16 protein-coding genes and 1 pseudogene are annotated in these 21,263 nt (G+C 73.5%); 5 read left to right on the plus strand and 12 right to left on the minus strand.

Features of this window, described 5'->3' with window-relative positions; translation table 11 throughout:
• Positions 1 to 307 precede the first annotated feature (307 nt).
• Both SM573_RS02845 and SM573_RS02850 read right to left on the minus strand, forming a co-directional pair.
• Positions 308 to 1,471: an alkaline phosphatase PhoX gene (locus SM573_RS02845; protein WP_474615407.1), complete on the minus strand. Its 1,164-nt coding sequence runs from the start codon at positions 1,469 to 1,471 to the stop codon at positions 308 to 310.
• A 68-nt stretch (positions 1,472 to 1,539) separates the two neighbouring features.
• Entirely contained in the window at positions 1,540 to 3,720 is a 2,181-nt protein-coding gene (locus SM573_RS02850; RefSeq protein ID WP_474615408.1) for an MMPL family transporter, read from the minus strand.
• Positions 3,721 to 3,909: 189 nt separating this feature from the next.
• Between SM573_RS02850 and SM573_RS02855 the strand changes: the two genes are divergently transcribed.
• Positions 3,910 to 5,505 (plus strand): phytoene desaturase family protein, encoded by a 1,596-nt coding sequence (locus tag SM573_RS02855; RefSeq protein ID WP_474613888.1) that lies wholly within the window; start codon positions 3,910 to 3,912, stop codon positions 5,503 to 5,505.
• 39 nt (positions 5,506 to 5,544) lie between these two features.
• Here SM573_RS02855 and SM573_RS02860 read toward each other — a convergent pair whose 3' ends face one another.
• Positions 5,545 to 6,165: a TMEM175 family protein gene (locus SM573_RS02860; RefSeq protein WP_474614024.1), complete on the minus strand. Its 621-nt coding sequence runs from the start codon at positions 6,163 to 6,165 to the stop codon at positions 5,545 to 5,547.
• Between the two features lie 149 nt (positions 6,166 to 6,314).
• The gene (locus SM573_RS02865; protein ID WP_474613889.1) at positions 6,315 to 7,883 is read right to left on the minus strand and encodes a Rieske 2Fe-2S domain-containing protein; all 1,569 of its coding nucleotides are present in this window, start codon (positions 7,881 to 7,883) and stop codon (positions 6,315 to 6,317) included.
• Positions 7,884 to 8,131: 248 nt separating this feature from the next.
• On the opposite strand from SM573_RS02865, the gene SM573_RS02870 reads away from it, so the two are divergent.
• Positions 8,132 to 8,353: a DUF2631 domain-containing protein gene (locus tag SM573_RS02870; protein WP_474613890.1), complete on the plus strand. Its 222-nt coding sequence runs from the start codon at positions 8,132 to 8,134 to the stop codon at positions 8,351 to 8,353.
• Positions 8,354 to 8,437: 84 nt separating this feature from the next.
• On the opposite strand, the gene SM573_RS02875 is transcribed toward SM573_RS02870, so the two are convergent.
• The 8 genes from SM573_RS02875 to SM573_RS02910 form a co-directional block, all read right to left on the minus strand.
• The gene (locus SM573_RS02875; protein ID WP_474613891.1) at positions 8,438 to 9,664 is read right to left on the minus strand and encodes a DivIVA domain-containing protein; all 1,227 of its coding nucleotides are present in this window, start codon (positions 9,662 to 9,664) and stop codon (positions 8,438 to 8,440) included.
• 31 nt (positions 9,665 to 9,695) lie between these two features.
• Positions 9,696 to 10,844, minus strand: coding sequence for a dual-specificity RNA methyltransferase RlmN (gene rlmN / locus SM573_RS02880; RefSeq protein WP_474613892.1), 1,149 nt, complete (start codon positions 10,842 to 10,844; stop codon positions 9,696 to 9,698).
• A 100-nt stretch (positions 10,845 to 10,944) separates the two neighbouring features.
• The gene (locus SM573_RS02885; RefSeq protein WP_474615409.1) at positions 10,945 to 12,525 is read right to left on the minus strand and encodes a phosphatidate cytidylyltransferase; all 1,581 of its coding nucleotides are present in this window, start codon (positions 12,523 to 12,525) and stop codon (positions 10,945 to 10,947) included.
• Positions 12,526 to 12,815: 290 nt separating this feature from the next.
• Entirely contained in the window at positions 12,816 to 13,373 is a 558-nt protein-coding gene (gene frr, locus SM573_RS02890) for a ribosome recycling factor (RefSeq protein WP_474613894.1), read from the minus strand.
• A gap of 81 nt (positions 13,374 to 13,454) precedes the next feature.
• Entirely contained in the window at positions 13,455 to 14,222 is a 768-nt protein-coding gene (pyrH, locus tag SM573_RS02895) for a UMP kinase (protein WP_474613895.1), read from the minus strand.
• A 160-nt stretch (positions 14,223 to 14,382) separates the two neighbouring features.
• A complete protein-coding gene (gene tsf / locus SM573_RS02900) occupies positions 14,383 to 15,210 on the minus strand; it encodes a translation elongation factor Ts (RefSeq protein WP_474613896.1) in 828 nt (275 codons plus the stop codon).
• A 135-nt stretch (positions 15,211 to 15,345) separates the two neighbouring features.
• Positions 15,346 to 16,173: a 30S ribosomal protein S2 gene (gene rpsB, locus SM573_RS02905; RefSeq protein ID WP_474613897.1), complete on the minus strand. Its 828-nt coding sequence runs from the start codon at positions 16,171 to 16,173 to the stop codon at positions 15,346 to 15,348.
• A 259-nt stretch (positions 16,174 to 16,432) separates the two neighbouring features.
• Positions 16,433 to 17,422 (minus strand): hypothetical protein, encoded by a 990-nt coding sequence (locus SM573_RS02910; protein ID WP_474615722.1) that lies wholly within the window; start codon positions 17,420 to 17,422, stop codon positions 16,433 to 16,435.
• A gap of 606 nt (positions 17,423 to 18,028) precedes the next feature.
• Between SM573_RS02910 and SM573_RS02915 the strand changes: the two genes are divergently transcribed.
• From SM573_RS02915 to SM573_RS02925, 3 genes and pseudogenes are all read left to right on the plus strand, one after another.
• Positions 18,029 to 18,388, plus strand: coding sequence for a YraN family protein (locus tag SM573_RS02915; RefSeq protein WP_474613898.1), 360 nt, complete (start codon positions 18,029 to 18,031; stop codon positions 18,386 to 18,388).
• Between the two features lie 27 nt (positions 18,389 to 18,415).
• Positions 18,416 to 19,948: pseudogene (locus SM573_RS02920) on the plus strand (YifB family Mg chelatase-like AAA ATPase); the annotation flags it as partial.
• Positions 19,945 to 21,153, plus strand: coding sequence for a DNA-processing protein DprA (locus SM573_RS02925; RefSeq protein WP_474615410.1), 1,209 nt, complete (start codon positions 19,945 to 19,947; stop codon positions 21,151 to 21,153). The pseudogene SM573_RS02920 and the gene SM573_RS02925, both read left to right, overlap by 4 nt.
• Positions 21,154 to 21,263: the final 110 nt, after the last annotated feature.

Raw genomic sequence — 21,263 nt, forward strand, 5'->3', positions numbered from 1 at the left:
CGGGCCCGGACAGGCGACTGTCCGGGCCCGTTCCGCGTCTCCGCACGATCTTGCCAGCCCGGCGCAGGACTGGCCGGGACCCGTCCGGGGAATGGAACCGCGATGGGCAGCGCGTGGCAGCGTACGACGCGGATCGCGGGTGCCGGGTTCCGGCCGGTGCGCGGACGCGACCTCTCGCTGCACGCCGCCTGGCGCGCCCACCACACCCGCCAGCCCCGGGGAGGACCAGCGTTGATCAAGAGGTCTGCGCCGGGAACGGTCGCGCGGATGACGCGAACCTCTTGATCAACACGGCTCGGCGCGAGGGTCAGCGGCGGAACGGGCCGGTCACCTCGTACGTGATGCCGCCGCTGCCCGTCCGGTCACCGCTGGTGCCGCGCTGGGACGAGAAGTAGAGGCGGGAGCCGTCCGGCGAGAACGCGGGGCCGGTGATCTCCGACGAGGACTGGCCGAGGATCCGCACGAACGGCGTCACCACGCCGGCCGGGGTGATCAGGTTGATCTCCATGTTGCCGCCGTCCTCGGCCACGTAGAGGTCACCACCGGCGGTACCGGTGATGTTGTCCACACCGGTCAGCGGCGCGGCGCCCGCGGGCACCAGCGAGTCGTCGTACGCGAGGTCGATGCGCTGGTTGACCGCGTCGTACGCCCAGACCCGGTTGTCGCCCTTCGTGGTGAACCAGCAGGTGCCCCGGTCGTACCAGCACCCCTCGCCACCGTCGAAGTGCTTCGCCGCGCCCACCTGGAGACGCGTCGGGATCGGGAAACCGTCGCGGTCCGGGACGTCCCGCCAGGTCACCGCGCCGGCGACCTGGTCGGCGGGGGCGCAGAGCACCTGGAGCCTGCCGGTGCGCAGGTCGCCCCAGGCGTCCGGAAGGAAGCGGTAGAAGCAGCCGTCCTCCTCGTCCTCGGTCAGGTAGACCACCCGACGGTCCGGGTCGCACGCGGCGGCCTCGTGGGTGAAGCGGCCCATCCGGGTGCGCTCCTCGCCCTCGCGGCTGCCGTCCGGCCAGGTCTCGAAGACCCGTCCGAGCGGCACCTCCTCGCAGGAGAGCCAGGTGCCCCACGGGGTGGCGCCGCCGGCGCAGTTCACGTTGGTGCCGCCGAGGATGCGGTACGCCGCCGCGATCGTCCCGTCCGCGGCGAACCGCACCGCCGACGCGCCACCGACCAACGGCACCTCGGAGTTGGAGACGTAGATCCAGCCGGTGCCGGCCGGGAAACAGGCGCCACCATCAGGGGCCCAGTGCCACAGGTACGAGGTGCCGGCCACGCGCTGCCCGGAGCGGGCGATGACGCGGCTGGAGAACCCGGCGGGCAGTTGCAGGCCGTTGGCGTCGGGGGCGAGCAGTTCACCGTACGGGCTGGGGCCGGGCTGGGCGGGGGCGGCCAGCGCGGCGCCGGCCCAGAGGCTGCCGGAGAAGGCGGCGGTGCCGGCGACGGCGGAGCGCAGGACGGTACGACGATCCATCGGGGACCTCCCGGACGTGGGTCGATGCCCCGTCGACGCTAGGGCCGGCAAGGCATCGATGGATGCCACTATCCGGTGAACGCGGAGTGACGGCTCTCCCCGGCGCCGGCCGGTGCGTCGGACTCCCGCAGCCCGAAGCGGCGGTAGACCCGGCCCAGCGGACCCGGCGCCCACCAGTTCCACCGGCCCAGCAGCCGCATGGTCGCCGGGACCAGCAGCGCCCGGACCAGCGTCGCGTCGACCACGATCGCCACGATCATGCCGACGCCGATCAGCTTGATGTAGGCCATGCTGCCGGTCGCGAACCCGGCCACCACGACGATCAGCAGGAGCGCGGCGGCGGTGATGATGCGGCCGGTGCGCTGGAGCCCGGCGGCCACCGAGGCGGCGTTGTCCCCGGTGCGGTCCCACTCCTCGCGTACCCGGGAGAGCAGGAAGACCTCGTAGTCGGTGGCCAGCCCGAACAGCACGGCCAGCATGAGAATGGGGTTGCTCGGTTCGATGAAGCCCGTCGGGGTGAAGCCGAGGAGGTCGGAGAGGTGACCGTCCTGGAAGATCCAGACGACCACGCCGAACGACGCGCCGATCGAGAGCAGGTTCATGAGCACCGCCTTGACCGGCAGCACCACCGAGCCGAACGCGAGGAAGAGCAGCAGCAACGTCGCGGCGGCCATCAGCAGCGCCATCCACGGCAGCCGCGCGCCGAGACTGTCCAGCAGGTCCCGGTCGGCGCCGGGCCGGCCGCCGACCAGCACCTCCGCCCCCGCCGGCTCCGGCAGGTCCCGCAGCGCCCGTACGACGTCCTGGGCCACGTCGCCGGTCGGTTCCCCCGGGTACGTGACGGTGAGCAGGGTCGACTCGCCCCGGCTGGCCGCGACGGCCACCCCGGTCACCCCGGGCACCCGGGCGACCCGGTCGGCGAACGGTCGGACCGCCGCGGCGGGCGCGCCGGAGACCAGCACCTCGACCGGCGCCACGGTGCCGCCGGGGAACTCCGCGGCGATCCGCTCGGAGACCACCCGGGGCTCGGCGCCGGCGGGTAGCACCCGCTCGTCGAAGCCGCCGAACGTGATGCGCAGGAACGGCGCGGCGAGCAGCACCAGCAGGACCGCGACCCCCACGAGGTAACGCACCGGGCGGCGCATCACGCTGCGTGCGATCCGGGCCCAGGCGCCGGTCGCCCCGTCCGCCGTCGGCCGCCCGCCCGCCGTCCGAGGCCGCCACCACCGCGGTACGCGCACCGCGTCGATCCGTGGGCCGAGCACCGCCAGCAGGGCCGGTAGCGCGGTCAGCGCCGCCAGCATGGCGACCAGCACGGCCGCCATCCCGCCGAGGCCCATGGAGCGCAGGAAGGACTGCGGGAAGATGAGCAGGCTGGCCATGGCGAGGGCGATGGTGAGGCCCGAGACGAGCACGGTACGCCCGGCGGTGGCCATGGTGCGCCGGATCGCCTCCGCCGTGTCGTGCCCGGCCGCCAGCTCCTCCCGGAACCGGCTGACCACGAAGAGCGCGTAGTCCACGGCCATGCCGAGACCGATCAGCGTGATCACGTTGATCGCGAAGATCGACACCTCGGTGAAGAGGTTGACCACCCGGACCGCGATGAAGCCGCCGAGAATCGCCAGCCCGCCGATCAGCAGCGGCGTGGTCGCGGCGACCAGCCCGCCGAAGATCACCACGAGCAGCACCAGCAGGACCGGCATCGACAGCAGCTCCGCGCGGGTGATGTCCTCGGTCGTGCGGGTGTTCGCCTCGTCCAGGAAGGGCACGTTGCCGCCGGTCTGGGTACGCACCCCGGGCGTCGCCAGCACCGGGCGCAGCTCCCGGTACGCCTCGGTCTTGCCGTCCTCGTCGTCGGGCCGGAGCTGGACGAGGGCGTACGTGGCCCGCCGGTCCGTGGCGAGCAGCGCGGGCGCCCCGGTGTCGTACCAGGTCGTCACGCTGGTCACGGCGGGCTGGGCGCGCAGCCGGGACACGGTCGCGGTGACCGGGTCGCGGAACGCCGGCTGGTCGGCCGTGGCGGTGTCGCTGGACCACAGGACGATCACGTCCGCCCCCTGCGGCCCCAGCTCGTCGGTGATCCGCTCGTACGCCCGGCTGGACTCGCTCGCCGGGTCGTCGAAACCGCCTCCGGTCAGCTGCCCGAAGACCCCGGCGCCCCAGGTCGCGCCCACGGCGGCCAGGAGCACCGCCCCGACGAGCACGGCCCAGCGCAGCCGTACGACCGCTCGTCCCCACCACCCGAACACGACCGCCTCCCTCCCATCCCCGCCCATGCTCCCCCACCGCCGCCCGCTTCTCTCCCCCGGTGATCAGGAGGTCTTCGGCAGGTCCGATCCTCGGATCCCCGCAAACCTCTCGATCACCAGGGGTTGGTCCGGACCGGAAGGGGCGGGAGGGGCGGCGCCGGGTGGGGGTGAGGGCTAGGGTGCGGGGGCATGAGGAGTGAGCTTCCCGGCCGCGCCGACGTGGTGATCGTCGGTGCCGGGCACAACGGCCTGGTCTCCGCGATCCTGCTCGCCCGCGCCGGCCTGGACGTCCTGGTGCTCGAGGCGGCGGACGTCGTCGGCGGGGCCACCCGGACGGAGAACCCGTTCCCGAAGGTGCCCGGGTTGCGCCACTCCACCGGCTCCTACCTGCTCGGGCTGATGCCGCCCGAGCTGATCGCCACCCTCGACGTCCGGATCCCGGTGCTGCGCCGCGACCCGCACTACTTCCTGCCCACCCCGGGTGGTCTCGGCTCGCCCTACCTGCTCTTCGGCAGCGACACCGCCGCCACCCGGGCGCAGCTCGCCGAGTTCTTCTCCCCCGCCGACGTGGCCGCCGACGACGCCCTCCAGGCGGAGCTGGCCGCGCTGCGGGAGGACCTGGCGCCGGCCTGGCTCACCGAGCCGCTGCCCGTGGAGGAGACCGCCGAGCGGTACGTCCGGGCGAGCCTGCGGCAGGTCTTCATCGACCTCGTCCGCGGCTCGGTGGCCGACTACCTCGCCCGCTTCGAGTTCCGCTCCGAGCTGCTGGTCAGCATGTACGCGGTCACCGACGGTCTCTCCGGGCTGAACGCCGGCCCGGACGACCCGGGCACCGGGCACAACTTCCTGGTGCACAACATGTGCCGGCTGCCCGGCTCCGGCGGCACCTGGATGATCGCCGAGGGTGGGATGGGCACGGTCTCGCGGACCTTCGCCGACGCCGCCCGGGCGGCCGGGGCGCGGATCGCCACCGACGCGGCGGTGCGGGCGATCACGCTGGACGGCGGCGCGGCGAGCGGTGTGGTCCTCGCCGACGGCCGGGAGGTGGCCGCCCGGGTGGTGCTGGGGGCCTGCGACCCGTACCGGCTCATGGAGCTGTTGCCCGACGGCGCGCTCCCGGCGCCGCTCGGCGCGCGGATGGCGGCGGTCCGCCGCCCCGGCACGACCCTCAAGCTCAACCTGGCGCTGACCGGGCTGCCGCGCTTCTCCTGCCTGCCGCAGGACGCGCCGAGCCCGTTCGGCTCGACCATCCACCTGCTGCCCGGCTCGGCGTCGCTGGTCGACGGGGGCGGTGAGTCCCCGATGGCGGCGCTGCGCGGGATGTGGGCGGACGTGCGGGCGGGGCGGCTGCCCGCCGAGCCGACCATCGAGTGGTACCTGCACACCACCGTCGACCCGTCACTCTCCGACGGCGAGGGACACCACTCGTCGGCCCTGTTCGTCCAGTCGGTCCCGTACGAGCTGGCCGGCACCAGCTGGGAGGCGGCGCTGCCCGGCTACGTCGAGCGCCTGGTGGAGATCTGCGAGCGGTACGCGCCCGGCACGGGCGACCTCATCGCGGACGCCGTGCCGCTGCCCCCGCCGGGTATCGAGGCGCACTTCGGAATCACCGGCGGGCACATCCACCACGTCGACAACACGGTCTCGTTCACCGACCGCATGCCGTACGCCACGGGCGTGGACGGCGTGTACGCGGGCAGCGCCGGCTGCCACCCGGCCGGCAGCGTGATCGGAGCCGCCGGGCACAACGCGGCCCGCCGCATCCTCACCGACCTGAGCCGCTGACCGGCCCGGACGCGCGGACGGCCCTGCGGGCCGCGCTGCTCAGCGGGCGTGAGAGGGCAGGTCACCGGGGCCGCGGATCAGGTAGACGCCGACCAGCAGCAGGTAGAGGCCCAGGCTGAGGATCGGGTTGACGAAGACGAACGCGAACGCGATCACGTAGAGCACCGGCCCGATCAGGAAGCGCCGCGCCACGGCGAGCGCCAGCCGGGGGTCCATCTCGGGATGCAGCAGCTGGCGGCGGCGCGCCCACCACCAGCTCAGGTTGAAGAAGAGGGCCTCGCCGAGCACCGCGCCGACATAGAGCCCGGCGGTCAGCCGCTGCTCCGCGGGGCCGCCGCGCAGGTTGTCCGCGAGCAGGTCGGCGGCGAACGGGATGGTCGCCACGAACAGCAGCAGGAGCAGGTTGAACACGAGCAGGGTCTGGTCCACGCGGACCACGTACCGCCACATGTTGTGGTGGGTCAGCCAGACCTGCCCGACGATGGCGAACGTGATGACGTACGCGAGGTAGGCCGGCCACTCGTGCAGGAGCGCGCCCACCAGCCCCGACCCGTCGTTGCGGGCCGGGCCGAGCTGGAGCAGGTCGACGGCCATCAGCGTCAGCACGATCGCGATCACCGCGTCGCTGAACGCCTCCACCCGGGACGCGTCCCGGGCCATCTCGCGGTCCCGCCCGTACCGGTACCGCGACTCGTCGTCCCCCTCGGTCACTCCCCGCTCCCGTCGATCGTGGAGGTGCGGTGCCCGTCAAGGGCTGACGGCGCACCACACACCCATGATCGACCCCGAGGGGGCGGGACGGACCGGAATCAGCTCGCGGAGGCCGGCGCCTGCTCGTCGGCGCGGTGGGCACGGATCTTGTGCCCCACGCTGGTGAGGCAGCGCCCGCTCGCCAGGTCGAACCGCCAGCCGTGCAGCTGGCAGGTCAGCTGGTCACCCTCGACGATGCCGAAGCGGCTCAGGTCGGCCTTCAGGTGCGGGCAGCGCCGCTGCACGACCCAGTCGCCCAGGGTGATGTCCTCCGCGTCGACCGCCCGTTCGTGCTCGTCGTACCAGCCCTCGGCGTACTGGAGCCGCTCCTCCGAGAGGCACTTGAAGAAGGCGTAGACGAACTCGTTGTACTGCCCGATGCGGGCCGCGGAGAAGCGGCAGGAGAGGAAGAGGGAGTTGACCCAGTCCACCTCGCCGCTGTGCAGCAGCTGTTCGATCAGCGCCCGCTCGGTGCGGAACCGGTAGCGGACCTTCTCGTCCGCGTACGGCCGCACCTCCTTGCCCGGGAAGTCCACCACGATGGATTCGACGCTCTCGCCGTCGTAGCTGACCAGATCGAACCGGACCGGACCGCCGACGCCCTTGGCCAGGTAGATCGACTCGTCCAGCAGCGGCTCGATCCGGCGCTTCATCTCGGCGAGCACATCCACCTCCGGGTGCCGCCAGGACGCCTTCTCCGCCTCGATGATCGGGCGCTTGCGCTCCCGCATCTCCTCCAGGTGGGCGACCTTGTTCGCGAAGAACTCCTCCACCGGCACCGGGTGGGTGGTCTCGCAGCTCTCCGTGGTGATCTCGGCGACGCTGCCGGGCAGCAGCACCACGCCGTTGGTGCCGCCCACCTTGGCGTACTCCCGCAGGAAGACCGACTGGTCCGGGAAGATGTTGCCCTCGTCGCCGAAGATGTCGTTGAACTGCCACAGCTCGTCGTCGAGGAAGCACGGCGGCCCGGCGATCGGGAAGACGTGCGAGGCCTTCAGGTCGTCGATGTAGCGCCAGGTGCGGTCGAACTGCCGGTCCCGCTTCTGCTTGCCGAACGCGGTCTTGGCCGCCTGCGGCAGCTCGTAGACCATCGGGTACCAGATCGCGCCGGAGAACTGGAGCAGGTGCGCGTGCACGTGGCCGAGCTCGGCGAAGACGCTCAGGTCGGTGGGGCGGGCGTCGTTCTGGTTGAGCAGCCGCACCCCGTCGTACTCGACCCAGAGCGACGAGTCGCCGATCGGCCCGTCCGTGGGGCTGGTCAGCGCCTGAATCATGATCTTCAAGCCGCCGTCGAGCTCGACGACCTGCTCGTTCGGCGCCTTGATGAACTTGGTGAAGCCCAACTCCCGGAACTCGTCCTCCATCTCCGAGGTGGGGAACTCGGGGAGCAGCACCGTGGCGTCCTTCGACACGAAGTCGCGCAGGTGCTTCGCGTCGAAGTGGTCCCGGTGCAGGTGGGAGACGTAGAGGTAGTCGACCTGGCCGAGCGACTCCCAGTCGAGCTGTGAGTTGTCGGGAAACGGAAACCAGGAGGCGAAATAGGCCGGATTGACCCACGGGTCGCACAGGATGCTGCCCGCGGCCGTGTCGATCCGCATGCTGGCGTGCCCGGTACCGGTCACTCGCACCGCAGTTTCCCCCTCAAAAAGACAATCAAGGTGTACGACAAACGCTACCGGAGTGACTGTGGCCCCCGGCCCGCGACGCCGGTAGTGCCGAATGCCCCGGTCCGACCAGGTCCTTCGGCCCGGGCGGCCGGCGGCGTCGCGCGTCGGTGCGGCCGCTTCGGCGACCTCAACGGGCCGGACCCTGCGCCGCGGCCGTCACGGGGCGTGCCAGACTAACCGGAGATCCGATCGCGAGGGAAGGACCGACAGTGGCAGGAAGCGAGCCGGTAACGGCGCCAGACCAGCACAAGCCCGGGCACCGCAAGGCCGGGCGCATCGGCGCGGTGCTGACTGCGCTGGCACTGGTGGCGATGATCTGCGGCAACCACGAGGGCAGGGTCGAGGACATCTGGCTGATCGGCCTGGCCGCGCTGCTGCTGATCATCGTGATCGGCGACGCCGTGCTGCGGCGCAACGGCCTGCGGTCCTGACCCGGGTGCCGGGCGCACCCGGTCTGACCACGCGCGAGGGCCCGCCCTTCCCACGGGAAGAGCGGGCCCTCGTCGTACCCGGCCTCAGCGGCCGAAGAGGATGTCCTGCACGTCCTTGAGCGCGGCGTCGACCTCGGCCTCGAAGTAGCCACCGGGCACCAGGCCGAACCGCAGCGTGTCCAGGTCCTTCGGGTTGACCGGCATCGGGTTGCGGCCGGCCATCCCGCCGAGCAGGCTCTCGAAGAACCGGTCCACCTGGTCCGGGTCGTACCCGCTGCCGAAGCGGCGCACCTGGAAGCGGCGCCGGATCTGGTCGACCCGGTAGAGGTCACTGCCGGGCGGGCCGGCCATCGGAGGGCCACCCATCGGAGGGCCACCCACCGGGGGACCGCCCATCGGAGGGCCACCGACCGGCGGGCCGGGCACGGCCGGCGGACCCGCCATCGGCGGCCCACCGAAGCCCTGCTGCGGCGGCACCGGCGGCGGACCGACCGGGCCGCGTCGCATGTCACGCGGGTCCCGCTCGGGCATCCGGATCTCGGCCGTCATGTCGGGACGGGCGCGGCGACCTGCCTCGAAGCCGTCGAAGCGGGGCTCCTCCGGCGGGTAGCCGGCGGAACGGTCGTCCGGACCGTAGCCACCCGGACCGGGACGGTCGTCCGGACCGTAGCCACCCGGACCGGGACGGTCGTCCGGACCGTAGCCACCCGGACCCGGGCGGTCGTCCGGACCGTAACCGCCCGCTCCCGGGGGCAGGCCGCGCTGGGGCCCGGCGGGACCACCCATCGGGGCCCCCGGGCCCATCGGCATGCCGGGGCCGGCCGGCGGACGCGGACCGTCGTAGCCACGGGGAGCGTCGTAGCCACCGGCGAAGGCGCCGGTCGGCTCGTCGTAGCGGCCGTAGCGGTCAGGGGGACCGGCCTGGGCCGGCATCGGCCGGGGCGGCAGCGGCTGCGGAACCGGGGACAGGCCCCGGTCGTCGCGCATCGGCGGGCCCAACCGGTCGGGCGGCCCCATCCGATCCGGCGGGCCCATCCGGGAGTCGCCGCCGCGGCCGGCGACGCCGCCCCGCTCCTCCAGCTCGGCCAGCTGGCGCTCGACCCGGTCGAGGTGCAGGTCGACCTGCCACTCGTCGTAGCCGTTGAACCGGACCCGGAAGACGACGTCGTGGACCTCCTGGGAGGCCACGGGCGCGCCGACCGGCTGGCCGGCGAGTGTCGCCTCCACCCGGTCGAGGAAGGCGTCCACCTCGTCGACCTTGTATCCCCGGCGGAGCGCCTTACGCCGGAAACGCTGACCCTGACTCGCCACTATGTCTCCTGGATTCGTTCGCCACGCCCGGTCACGCCGATGCCGCCGCGGCGCTCTCGATGTCTCTGTCCTCCGCGGCGGCGAGCTGCCCACACGCGCCGTCGATCTCGCGCCCTCGGGTGTCCCGCACCGTCGTGGACACCCCCGCGGCACGCAAGCGCCGGACGAACTCCCGCTCCACCGGCTTCGGGCTCGCATCCCAGCGGCTGCCCGGCGTCGGGTTGAGCGGAATGAGGTTCACGTGGGCCAGCTTGCCGGCCAACAGCCGGCCGAGCAGATCGGCTCGCCACGGCTGGTCGTTCACGTTCTTGATCATCGCGTACTCGATCGACACCCGGCGTCCCGTCCGAGCCGCGTAGTCCCACGCTGCGTCCAGCACCTCGGCTACCTTCCAGCGCTGGTTGACCGGCACCAGTTCGTCGCGCAGATCATCATCGGGGGCGTGCAACGACAGCGCAAGGGTCACCGAGAGGTCTTCGCTGGCCAGTCGGCGGATGGCCGGCACCAGGCCGACCGTCGAGACGGTGATGTGCCGCTGCGACAGGCCGAGACCCTCCGGCGCCGGTGCGACGAGCCGCCGGATGGCCGCCACCACCCGGTTGTAGTTGGCCAGCGGTTCGCCCATGCCCATGAAGACCACGTGCGACAGGCGGGCCGGGGACCCGACGACCGCCCCGGACGCGGCCACACCGGCCAGGTAGACCGCCTGGTCGACGATCTCCGCGGTGGAGAGGTTGCGGGTCAGCCCGGCCTGGCCGGTGGCGCAGAAGGGGCACGCCATGCCACAGCCCGCCTGGCTCGAGATGCAGACGGTGACCCGGTCCGGGTAGCCCATCAGCACGCTCTCCACCAGCGAGCCGTCGTGCAGCCGCCAGAGGGCCTTGCGCGTCGCGCCGTCATCGCAGGCCAGCTCCCGCACCGGGGTGAGCAGGTGGGGCATCAGCCGGTCGGCCAGCCGCTCACGGGTGGCGGCCGGCAGGTCGGTCATCAGCTGCGGGTCGCGGACCAGCCGGCCGAAGTAGTGGTTGGAGATCTGCTTCGCGCGGAACGCCGGCTCGCCCAGCTCTGCGACGAGCGCCTGGCGGGCCGCCAGGTCCAGGTCGGCGAGGTGCTGCGGGGGCATGGCGGCGCGGCGCGCGGGGGCGCCGGGCGCGACGGGGATCAGGGGCAGGCTCGTCATGGCGGGTCCAGTCTGTCACGCCGAACGGCGAACGCACCTGTCCGGAGGTGCCGAACCGACCCCGACCCTCCGGTCAGGGCGGCGGCGCCGGCCGGACGGCTCACCCCGCCACCGGCGCGAAGACCGCCAACAGCAGGTACGCGGTCGGCACCGCGAAGAGGATCGAGTCGAGCCGGTCCATCAGCCCGCCGTGCCCGGGCAGCAGGTTGCTCATGTCCTTCACCCCGAGGTCGCGCTTGATCATCGACTCGGCGAGGTCGCCGAGGACCGCCGCGCCGGAGACCGCGACCCCGAAGAGCGCACCCCACCACGGGGTCACGTCGAACACCTGCCAGATCAGCAGGGCGCTGCCGAGCGCCGCCGCGGTGACCGAGCCGGCGAAGCCCTCCCACGACTTCTTCGGGCTCACCGAGGGGGCCATCGGGTGCTTGCCGAAGAACACCCCGGCCGCGTACCCACCGGTGTCGGAGAGCACCACCGCCACCAGGGTCGCCAGGATCCGCCACGGGCCGTCGTCGGGCGCCGCCGCGAGCAGCGCCGCGAAGCCGCCGAGGAACGGCACGTAGACCGCGATCAGGGTGGCGGCGGTGAGGTCACGCTGGTAGCCGCCGGGACCGTCGCCCAATCGCCAGATCATCGTGCCGAGCACGGTGACCAGCAGACCCAGGCTGAGCGCGTCCGGGCCGGCGAACCAGGCCAGCCCCACGGTGAGCGCGCCGCCCGCGACCAACGGCGCCACCGGCGGGTGCGCACCACTGCGCCGGACCGCTCGGGCCAGCTCCCAGATCCCGATGCCGACCGCGGCGACGATCACCGCGAGGAACGACGGCGTCCAGAGGAAGAGCGTCAAGAGGATGAGCGCGCCCAGGGCGAGCCCGACACCGATGGCGGCCGGCAGGTTGCGGCCCGCCCGGCTCGGCGTCTGCTGGGTGGCCGGTCGCTCCGCGCTGGCCCGCCGCCGGCCCGGGCCGCGCTTGCGCGGGGGCCGTTCCGGCTCGGGCTCCGCCTCCGGGGCGAACTCGACCCGGACCGGCTCCAGCTGGGCGGTCGCGTCGTCGAGGCCACCGGCGCGCGAGGGGCCGTCGTAGCCGCCGGGGTCCCGCTCGCCGCGGTGCCGCTCGTCGGGCCGCTCGTGGTACGGGTCGCGGCCGCCGTCGTGCCGGTCGTCGTCGTACCGGGGCGCGGGGCCGCGTTCGTCGACGTACCGGTCCCGGTGCGGGTCGGGCCGACGGTCCGGGTACCGCGGCTCGTCGTACGGGTCGGGCCGAGGCCCCTGGTGCGGCTCGTCACCACGGAACGGCTCACCGCGGTACGGCTCGTCGTCGCGGTACGGGTCGGGACGGCGGTCCTGCCGCGGGCCCCGGTGGCCACGGCGCGGCGGCCCGCCCGGCTCCGAACGGGGCCCGGCCGGAGGGCGTCCACGGTCGTCGTACGGGTCCGGTGGGTACGGGCCGCCCTCGTCGTACGGGTCCGGCGGGTAGGGTGCGCCCCGGTCGCCGTACGGGTCGGCCTGCGGCCGGGGCCGCGTCCGCGACTCGGCGTACAGCTCCGGCCCGGCGCCCCGGTGCCGCGTCCAGGTGCCCGGGTCGATCTCCGGCTCCGGCCAGGGCAGGGACACCGGCCGCTCCGGCCGGTCCCAGGCGCGGGGCTCAGCGCCGCCGTAGGGGTCGGGGTGGGACATCACGCACCGCGAAGCGGCACGAGTACCACCACATGACGCAAGACCACAAGCATCCCCTACACGCGCGACTGTTCCTTCGGATTGACCGACATGACGGCCGGTCGATTCCCGGCGTTCACCGCCCGGTGGCCGGGAATCGTGCCGAGCCTACTGCACCCGCCGCCCGGGCACGGCGGACGAGGCGGGCCGCGGAACGCGTGCGCCCACCACCGCGCCCCCGGCGTACACCACGAGGCCCGCCCCCCACACGGGGACGGGCCTCGGACTGCCGTCGGCTCGCCGCCGGTGGCTCAGACCTCGAGAAGCTCGGTCTCCTTGTGCTTGACCAGCTCGTCGACGGTCGCCACGAAGCGCTGGGTGAGGTCGTCGAGCTCCTTCTCGGCCCGGCGGACCTCGTCCTCGCCGGCCTCGCCGTCCTTGACGATCCGGTCCAGCTCCTCCTTGCCGCGGCGGCGGACGTTGCGGATGGCCACCTTGGCCTCCTCGCCCTTGTGCCGGGCCACCTTGATCATGTCGCGGCGGCGCTCCTCGGTCATCTGCGGGAGCAGGATGCGCAGCTGGTTGCCCTCGTTGTTCGGGTTCACGCCGAGGTCCGAGTCGCGGATCGCCTTCTCCATGGCGTTGATCTGCGAGTTGTCGTACGGCTTGATGATGGCCATCCGCGGCTCGGGGATCGCGACGGACGCCATCTGGGTCAGCGGCGTGGGCGTGCCGTAGTAGTCGATGATGACCTTGGAGAACATGGCCGGGGTGGCCCGGCCGGTCCGGATCGCGCCGAACTCCTCCTTCGCGTGCTCGATCGCACGCTCCATCTTCTCCTCGGCCTCGAGGAGGGTGTCGTCGATCACCGGTCTCCTCGCCTCCTTCTTGTGCTCGTGGTGGGCTCTGCTGTGTGTCGGAGGGCCGCTGCCGTCGCCGGGGGCGACCGTTCAGGCGGTGATCAGGGTGCCGATCTTGTCGCCACCCACGGCGCGGACGATCGTGTCCTCCCCCTGCGCGCCGAAGACCAGCATCGGCAGGTCGTTCTCCATGCAGAGGCTGAACGCCGCCGCGTCCGCCACCCGCAGGTTGCGGCGCAGCACCTCGGAGAAGGTGATCGAGTCGAACTTGCTGGCGGTGGGGTCGATCCGGGGATCGGCCGTGTAGACGCCGTCCACGCCGTTCTTGCTCATCAGCACCACGTCGGCGTGGATCTCCAGCGCGCGCTGGGCGGCGACCGTGTCGGTGGAGAAGTACGGCATGCCGGCGCCGGCGCCGAAGATGACCACGCGGCCCTTCTCCAGGTGCCGGATGGCGCGCAGCGGGATGTACGGCTCCGCGACCTGGGCCATCGTGATGGCGCTCTGCACCCGGGTCTCGACGCCCTCCTTCTCCAGGAAGTCCTGGAGGGCGAGGCAGTTCATGACGGTGCCGAGCATGCCCATGTAGTCGGCGCGGGCCCGGTCCATGCCGCGCTTCTGCAGCTCGGCGCCCCGGAAGAAGTTGCCGCCACCGACGACCACCGAGACCTGCACGCCCCGGCGGACCACCGTGGCGATCTGCCGGGCGATGGCCTGGACGACGTCCGGGTCGACACCGATGGCGCCGCCGCCGAAGACCTCGCCCGAGAGCTTGAGCACCACCCGGCGAGCCCGGCCGGGCGGCGGGGCGGTGGGGTCGTCCACCGCCAGCGTCCGGTCACTCACAACCTGCGTCATCCGCCCCGCCCTTTCCCACGCCGGCGCCCCGTGCGCCGCGTACCGCGAATCTGCCGCTGCCGACCCTATGGGACGAGGAGGCCGCGGTGCCTGTCACGTACACCAGCGACCTCCTCGTCGACGTTTCCTGCCCACGGGCGCCGCGGCGCCCGGTGCCGGCTCAGGCCTGGCCGACCTCGAACCGCACGAAGCGGGTGACCTCGATGCCGGCCTCGGCCAGCACCTGCTTCACCGACTTCTTGTTGTCGGTGACCGACGCCTGCTCCAGCAGCACGAAGTCCTTGAAGAAGGCGTTCACCCGACCCTCGACGATCTTCGGCAGGGCGGCCTCGGGCTTGTTCTCCTCGCGGGCGGTCTGCTCGGCGATGCGCCGCTCGGACTCGACGACGTCGGCCGGCACCTCGTCGCGGGTGAGGTACTGCGGCCGCATCGCGGCGATCTGCATGGCCACGCCGCGCGCGTCGGCGTCGCCCGCCTCGTCGGACTTGCCGGTGTACTGCACCATCACGCCGACCGCCGGGGGCAGGTCCTGCGCCTTGCGGTGCAGGTAGACGGCGGTGGTGCCGTCGAGCTTCGCGAACCGGTTGAGGACCAGCTTCTCGCCGATCTTGGCGGACTGCTCCTGGATCAGGTCGGCCACGGTCTTGCCGTCCAGCGTGCTGGCGAGCAGCTCCTCGGCGTTGGTGACGCCGGTGGCCGCGCCGTGCTCGACGAGCTTCTGGGCGAGCGCGATGAAGGAGTCGGTCTTCGCCACGAAGTCGGTCTCGCAGTTGAGCTCGAGCAGCGCCTGGCCGGAGTGCGCGACCAGACCGTTGGCGGCGGTGCGACCCGCCCGCTTGCCGACGTCCTTGGCGCCCTTGACGCGCAGGATCTCGACGGCCTTGTCGAAGTCGCCCTCGGCCTCGGTCAGCGCCTTCTTGCTGTCCATCATGCCGGCGCCGGTGAGGTCGCGGAGCTTCTTGACGTCCGCGGCGGTGAATTGGGACATGGCTCTCTCTTCGGTGTTGAGACGGCGTGTGGATGGTCGGAGGTGCCGGTTACCCGGATCCGGGCCCGATGTGCCCGCCGGGGCCGCCGCTGCCCGCCCTCCGTCGAAACGGACAGCGGGGCAGCGACGGTACGGTCACTCGGCGGCGGCGGCCGCCGGCTGCTCCTGCTCGTCGGCCTTCTTCTCCTCGAGCAGCTCGCGCTCCCACTCGGCCAGCGGCTCGTCGGAGGCGACACCCGACTCGGGCTTCTCGTCGGTGCCCCGGCGACGGCCGGAGCGGGCGATCAGACCGTCCGCGACGGCGGAGGCGACGACCTTGGTCAGCAGCTCGGCCGAGCGGATCGCGTCGTCGTTGCCCGGGATCGGGAAGTCGACCTCGTCGGGGTCGCAGTTGGTGTCCAGCACCGCGATCACCGGGATGCCCAGCTTGCGGGCCTCGTCGACGGCGATGTGCTCCTTCTTGGTGTCGACCACCCAGATCGCGGCCGGGAGCTTCTGCATGTCCCGCAGACCGCCGAGGGTGCGGGTCAGCTTCTCCTTCTCGCGGGAGAGCTGCAGGGTCTCCTTCTTGGTGTAGCCGGCGGCGGTGCCGCTCAGGTCACCGAGGGCCTCCAGCTCCTTCATCCGCTGCAGCCGCTTGTACACGGTCTGGAAGTTGGTCAGCATGCCGCCCAGCCAGCGGTGGTTGACGTACGGCTGGCCGACCCGGGTCGCCTGCTCGGAGATGGCCTCCTGGGCCTGCTTCTTCGTGCCGACGAAGAGGATGCTGCCGCCCTCGGCGACCGTGTTGCGGACGAAGTCGTACGCCTTCTCGATGTAGTCGAGGGTCTGGCGCAGGTCGATGATGTAGATGCCGTTGCGCTCGGTGAAGATGAAGCGCTTCATCTTCGGGTTCCAGCGCCGGGTCTGGTGCCCGAAGTGGACACCGCTCTCCAGCAGCTGACGCATGGTCACGACGGCCATGTAGGTGCTCCTTGTGATCCCTGGTTGTCCCGCCCGGCCGGCGGCCGGGCGTCCTGGCGCCCGGTCGCCGGCCATGATGGGCCCGATCAAGATCGGGACCAGGGAGGCCGTCGCCCCACGATCGAACCGTGACGAGGATCGAACCGTGGAGAGGGCACGCGAGGTCGACCGCGCGAGGCGGTCGCCAGTCGACCAGTGTACGCCCCTCCACCGCTGCGCAGACCCCGGGTGCGCGGCGGGCGCTCACCGGCGTGGCTCGTCAGCCGGCGGCGAGCGCGGCGGCGACGAAGAGCACCAGGGCGACGGTCAGGTAGGCCGTCGGCGGGCGGAGCCAGCCGCGACTCCCCTCGGCCAGGGACAGCCCGCCGGTACGCAGCCCGTACAGCCCGATCGCGAAGATCGGCAGCCCGGCGACCAGGAAGGTCCCCGCGACGACGTTCCCGGCCGAGACCGGATCCCCGGTCGCCCCGGCGGCCAGCAGCCGCAGGGCCGGGACCTCGAAGACCAGGACCAGCAGCGCGAAGAAGACGGCGAGGACGGGCCGGCGCGTCCGGTAGACCCCGTCACCACCCGGGCCGGGAACACCACCCGGGAGATACGGCGGGACGTCGGCGCGCGGGCCGACGGGCGGCATCGGGCCGGTCGGCGCCTCCAGCGGGTGCGGGTGCTCCCCCGGCCGGGTCGGCTCGACGATCGGGTAACCGGCCAACGGGCGTAGCGGGTCGACGGCCTCGGTCGGAGCGGGCCCGCCGTCCCGACCGGCGGCGGGTCGGGTCGCGGCTTCCCGGGCGAGGTGGGGGCCGGCAGCCGTCTCCGCCGCGGCGGCGGGCACCTCCGGAACGGGGCCGGGCCCGGCCGGGGCCTCCCGGACCGGGTCGGGTGCGGGTGCGGGTGCGGCGGGGGCCTCCCACGCGGCCCGTCGCCCGGCTCGCCGGCCGGTCTGGTCGCCGGAGACCGGCGTGTCCGGTTCCTCCCGTCGCGGGCGGTCCGTCGGCGATCCCATCGCCTGCGCCCTCGCGTCACCGGTCGCGTCGACCGCGCCGAACCGCCCGGAATCCTCGTCGCCCCGCGAGTTCACCGGAAAACGCGCCGACTGCTCCTCCGCCCGCACGTAGCCCGGATAGCGCAGCGCGCCCGCCTCGGCCGCCGTGAGCCGGCCCGAGTCGGTGTCCCCGGACGTGAACCGATCCCCGTCGCGATCGGCCGACGCGAACCGGCCGGTGCCCCCGTCCACGCCGTCGAAGCGCACCGGCTCGGGGCCGGCGCCGAACCGGTTCGGCTCCGGGTCGACGGCGGCGAAGCGGTCAGGATCGCCACCGAACCGGGCAGGCTCTGGGTCGGCGAACCGCGCGGCCTCCGGATCCGGAGCGAAGCGCGCCGGCTCGGGCTCGGCACCGAAGCGCGCAGGTTCGGGCTCGGCGCCGAAGCGCGCCGGCTCGGGCTCGGCACCGAAGCGCGCCGGCTCGCGGTAGCCGGGGGCATCGCCGTAGCGGGCCTCCTCGGCGGCGCTCCGCTGCTCCGGGACGCGGAACTCCTCGTCCCGGCGACGGGGCTCTTCCGGCGCACGCCACTCCGGCTCGTACGCCGGGCCACGCTCGCCGGCGTACCACCGTGACTCCTGATCCTCGGGGAAGCTCCGTCGTCCGTCCACGTGCGGCACGGTATGCGACCGGTGCGGCCCTCGTCATCCCGCCCCGGCCCAGGTGACACGTGGCGGGCCCCGGTCGGCACCGCGGCGGCACGCCCGTAGCACATCCGCGACATGATCGGCCCACTGTCCACAGGACGACCGTCGTCCACAGCCGGACCCGTGCGGGGTCGCCGCGAGCGGGCGGCGCACGGCACCGTGCCGGTCATGACGACGCGGAACCAGGCGGTCGGCGCGTACGGCGAGCGATGCGCCGTCCGGCACCTGATCGGGGCGGGCCTGCGGCCGGTGGCGCGAAACTGGCGCTGCCCCGCCGGCGAGATCGACATCATCGCCTGGGACGGCCCCGTCCTCGCCTTCTGCGAGGTGAAGACCCGCCGGGACGACGGGTTCGGCAGCCCTGCCGAGGCCGTCGTGCCGGCCAAGGCCCGGCGGCTGCGCGTCCTCGCCGCCCGGTGGCTGGCGGAGACCGGCACCACCGCCGAGGAGGTCCGCTTCGACGTGCTCTCGGTCCGGCTGGCCGACACGGGTCCGGCCCGGGTGGAGCACCTGAAGGGGGCGTTCTGAGATGCGCGGCGTCACCAGCCCGGAAGGGCCGGGCGGCAGATGAGCTACGCGAAGGTGCTCAGCGTCGGCCTGGTCGGGGTGACCGGCCATCTCGTGGAGGTGGAGGCCGACCTGGCCGCCGGGCTGCCGGCGGTGGTGATCTCCGGGCTGCCGGACACCGCGCTGCACGAGGCCCGGGACCGGGTCCGCGCCGCCGTCGTCAACTCGGGCCAGCGCTGGCCCAACCGGCGGATCACCCTGAACCTGCTGCCGGCCACCCTGCCGAAGTTCGGTTCGGCGTTCGACCTGGCCATCGCGGCCGCACTGCTCGGCGGCTCGGGCGAGCTGCCGCTGCTGCCGCTGGAGCGGGTGGTGGTCCTCGGTGAGCTGGGCCTCGACGGGACGGTGCGTCCCGTGCGCGGGGTCCTGCCGATGGTCGCCGCGGCGGCCCGAGCCGGCGTCGAGCGGGTGATCGTCCCGGTGGCGAACGCCGCCGAGGCGGCCGTCATTCCCGGGGTACGGGTGCGCGCGGTGGACACGCTGCACCGGCTGGTCGCCTTCGTCCGCGACGGGACGCCGTTGATCGAGCCACCGGAGGTCGCGGCGCCGCCGGTCACCGGGGGGCCCGACCTGGCCGACGTTGCCGGGCAGGAGCTCGGCCGTCGCGCCCTGGAGGTCGCGGCCGCCGGCGGGCACCACCTGGCCCTGCTCGGGCCGCCCGGGGCCGGCAAGACCATGCTCGCCGAGCGCCTCCCGTCGATCCTGCCGGAGCTGGACGACGGCGCGGCGCTGGAGGTCACCGCGTTGCACTCCATCGCCGGGCTGCTCCCACCCGGTGGCCGGCTGCTGCGGCGCCCGCCGTTCCAGGCCCCGCACCACACCGCGACCGTGCCGTCGCTGGTCGGTGGGGGCTCGGGGCTGGCCCGGCCGGGTGCGGTGTCGCTCGCCCACCGCGGGGTGCTCTTCCTCGACGAGGCGCCCGAGTTCAGCAAGGGCACGCTGGAGGCGCTACGCCAACCGTTGGAGCACGGCCGGGTCCAGCTGGCCCGCAGCCGGGGCGGCACCGAGTACCCGGCGCGGACCCAACTCGTCCTGGCCGCCAATCCGTGCCCGTGTGCGAAGCCGGCCGGCGACGCGTACTGCGAGTGCAGCCCGGTGGCGCGACGGCGCTACCTGGGCCGGCTCTCGGGGCCGCTGCTGGACCGCATCGACGTACAGGTGAGCCTGCCGGCGGTCCGCGCGGCAGAGCTGATGGCCGGCGACGGCGACCGCGAGTCGTCGGCGGTCGTGGCGGGCCGCGTGGCGGCGGCACGCCGGGCGGCCGCCGAGCGGTGGGCGGGGCTCGGTCACCGGCTCAACGCCCAGGTTCCCGGGCCGCACCTGCGTCGGCGACCGTGGCGGCTGCCTCCGAGCGACACCGCGGAGCTGCGTGCCCGGCTCGATTCCGGGTCGCTCTCGGCCCGGGGCTTCGACCGGATCATCCGGCTGGCCTGGACCATCGCGGACCTCGACGGCCGCGCGCGGCCGGTCCGGGAAGACGTACTGGAGGCCATCCAACTGCGAACGGGGGACGCGACATGAGCACCCAGGAGGAGCGGACGCTGGCCAGGATCGCGCTGACCTGGATCACCGAGCCGGGCACCCGGTCGGTGTACCGGCTGGTGTCCCGCCTCGGCCCGGTGGGGACGCTTGACCTGCTGCTCGCCGGCGAGGCGCCGGACGAGAAGCTGCGCGCGTCCGTCGCCGCCCGGACGGCCGACGGCGACCCGCGGGCCGTCGCGGCCGAGGCCGTGACGCGTGGTGAGCGGCTCGGCGCCCGCATCGTCACCCCTGAGCACGACGAGTGGCCGGCACGCCTCGTCGACCTGGAGAAGCTCCACCTCACCGACGCGTACCGGAAGGTGGACACCGAGACGGCACCGCCCCTCTGCTTCTGGGTACGCGGTTCCTGGCCGCTGGCCGAGGCGCTGGAGCGCTCGGTGGCCGTGGTCGGCGCGCGGGCCGCCACGGGATACGGCTCGCACGTCGCCACCGAGATCGGCTACGGCCTGGCCGGCCGGGACTGGACGGTCGTGTCGGGTGGCGCGTACGGCATCGACGCCGCCGCGCACCGCGGCGCGCTCACCGGCGGCGGCCTGACCGTCGCCGTGCTCGCGTGCGGTGTGGACCGGCCCTACCCGATGGGCAACGCGTCGCTCTTCGAGCGGATCGCCGATACCGGGCTGCTGGTGAGCGAGTGGCCGCCGGGCGCCGATCCGCTGCGACCACGGTTCCTCATCCGCAACCGCGTCATCGCCGCCGGCACCCTCGGCACGGTGGTCGTGGAGGCGTCGGCGCGCAGCGGTGCGACGCAGACCGCGCACCGGGCCCTCGCCGTCGGACGGCCGGCGATGGCGGTTCCGGGGCCGGTCACCTCCGCGATGTCGGTCGGCACCCACGAGCTGCTCCGGGATCACCCGAAGGCCCGGCTGGTGACCGGGGTGGCGCACGTGCTGGAGGAGGTGGGGCGGATCGGGTACGACCTGGCGCCGCCCGCCCGCGCGCCGGAACGGCCGCGCGACCGGCTCGACGACGAGGCGGCGCAGGTGTTGGAGGCGATGCCCCGTCGCGGCGCGATGGGCGTCGAACGGTTGGCCGCCCGTTCCGGTGTGACCCTCCGCACCGCGCTGCGCAAGCTGTCCATGCTGGAGGAGCTGGCTCTGGTGGTACGCCGTGACGACGGCTACGCCCTCGCCCCGCCGGACCGGAACGGCCGTCGGTCCCGGGGCACACCCACCCCCGGGTGACGGTCACACCGCTTCGGCACGGCGGACCGCCCGACAGGTCGGCGCGGGCGACAACGGGCACCTCCCCGGAGCTCGTCCCGGAGCCGGTGCCCGTCGCCGTCGTGTCCGTG

The organism is Micromonospora xinjiangensis (assembly GCF_056150165.1).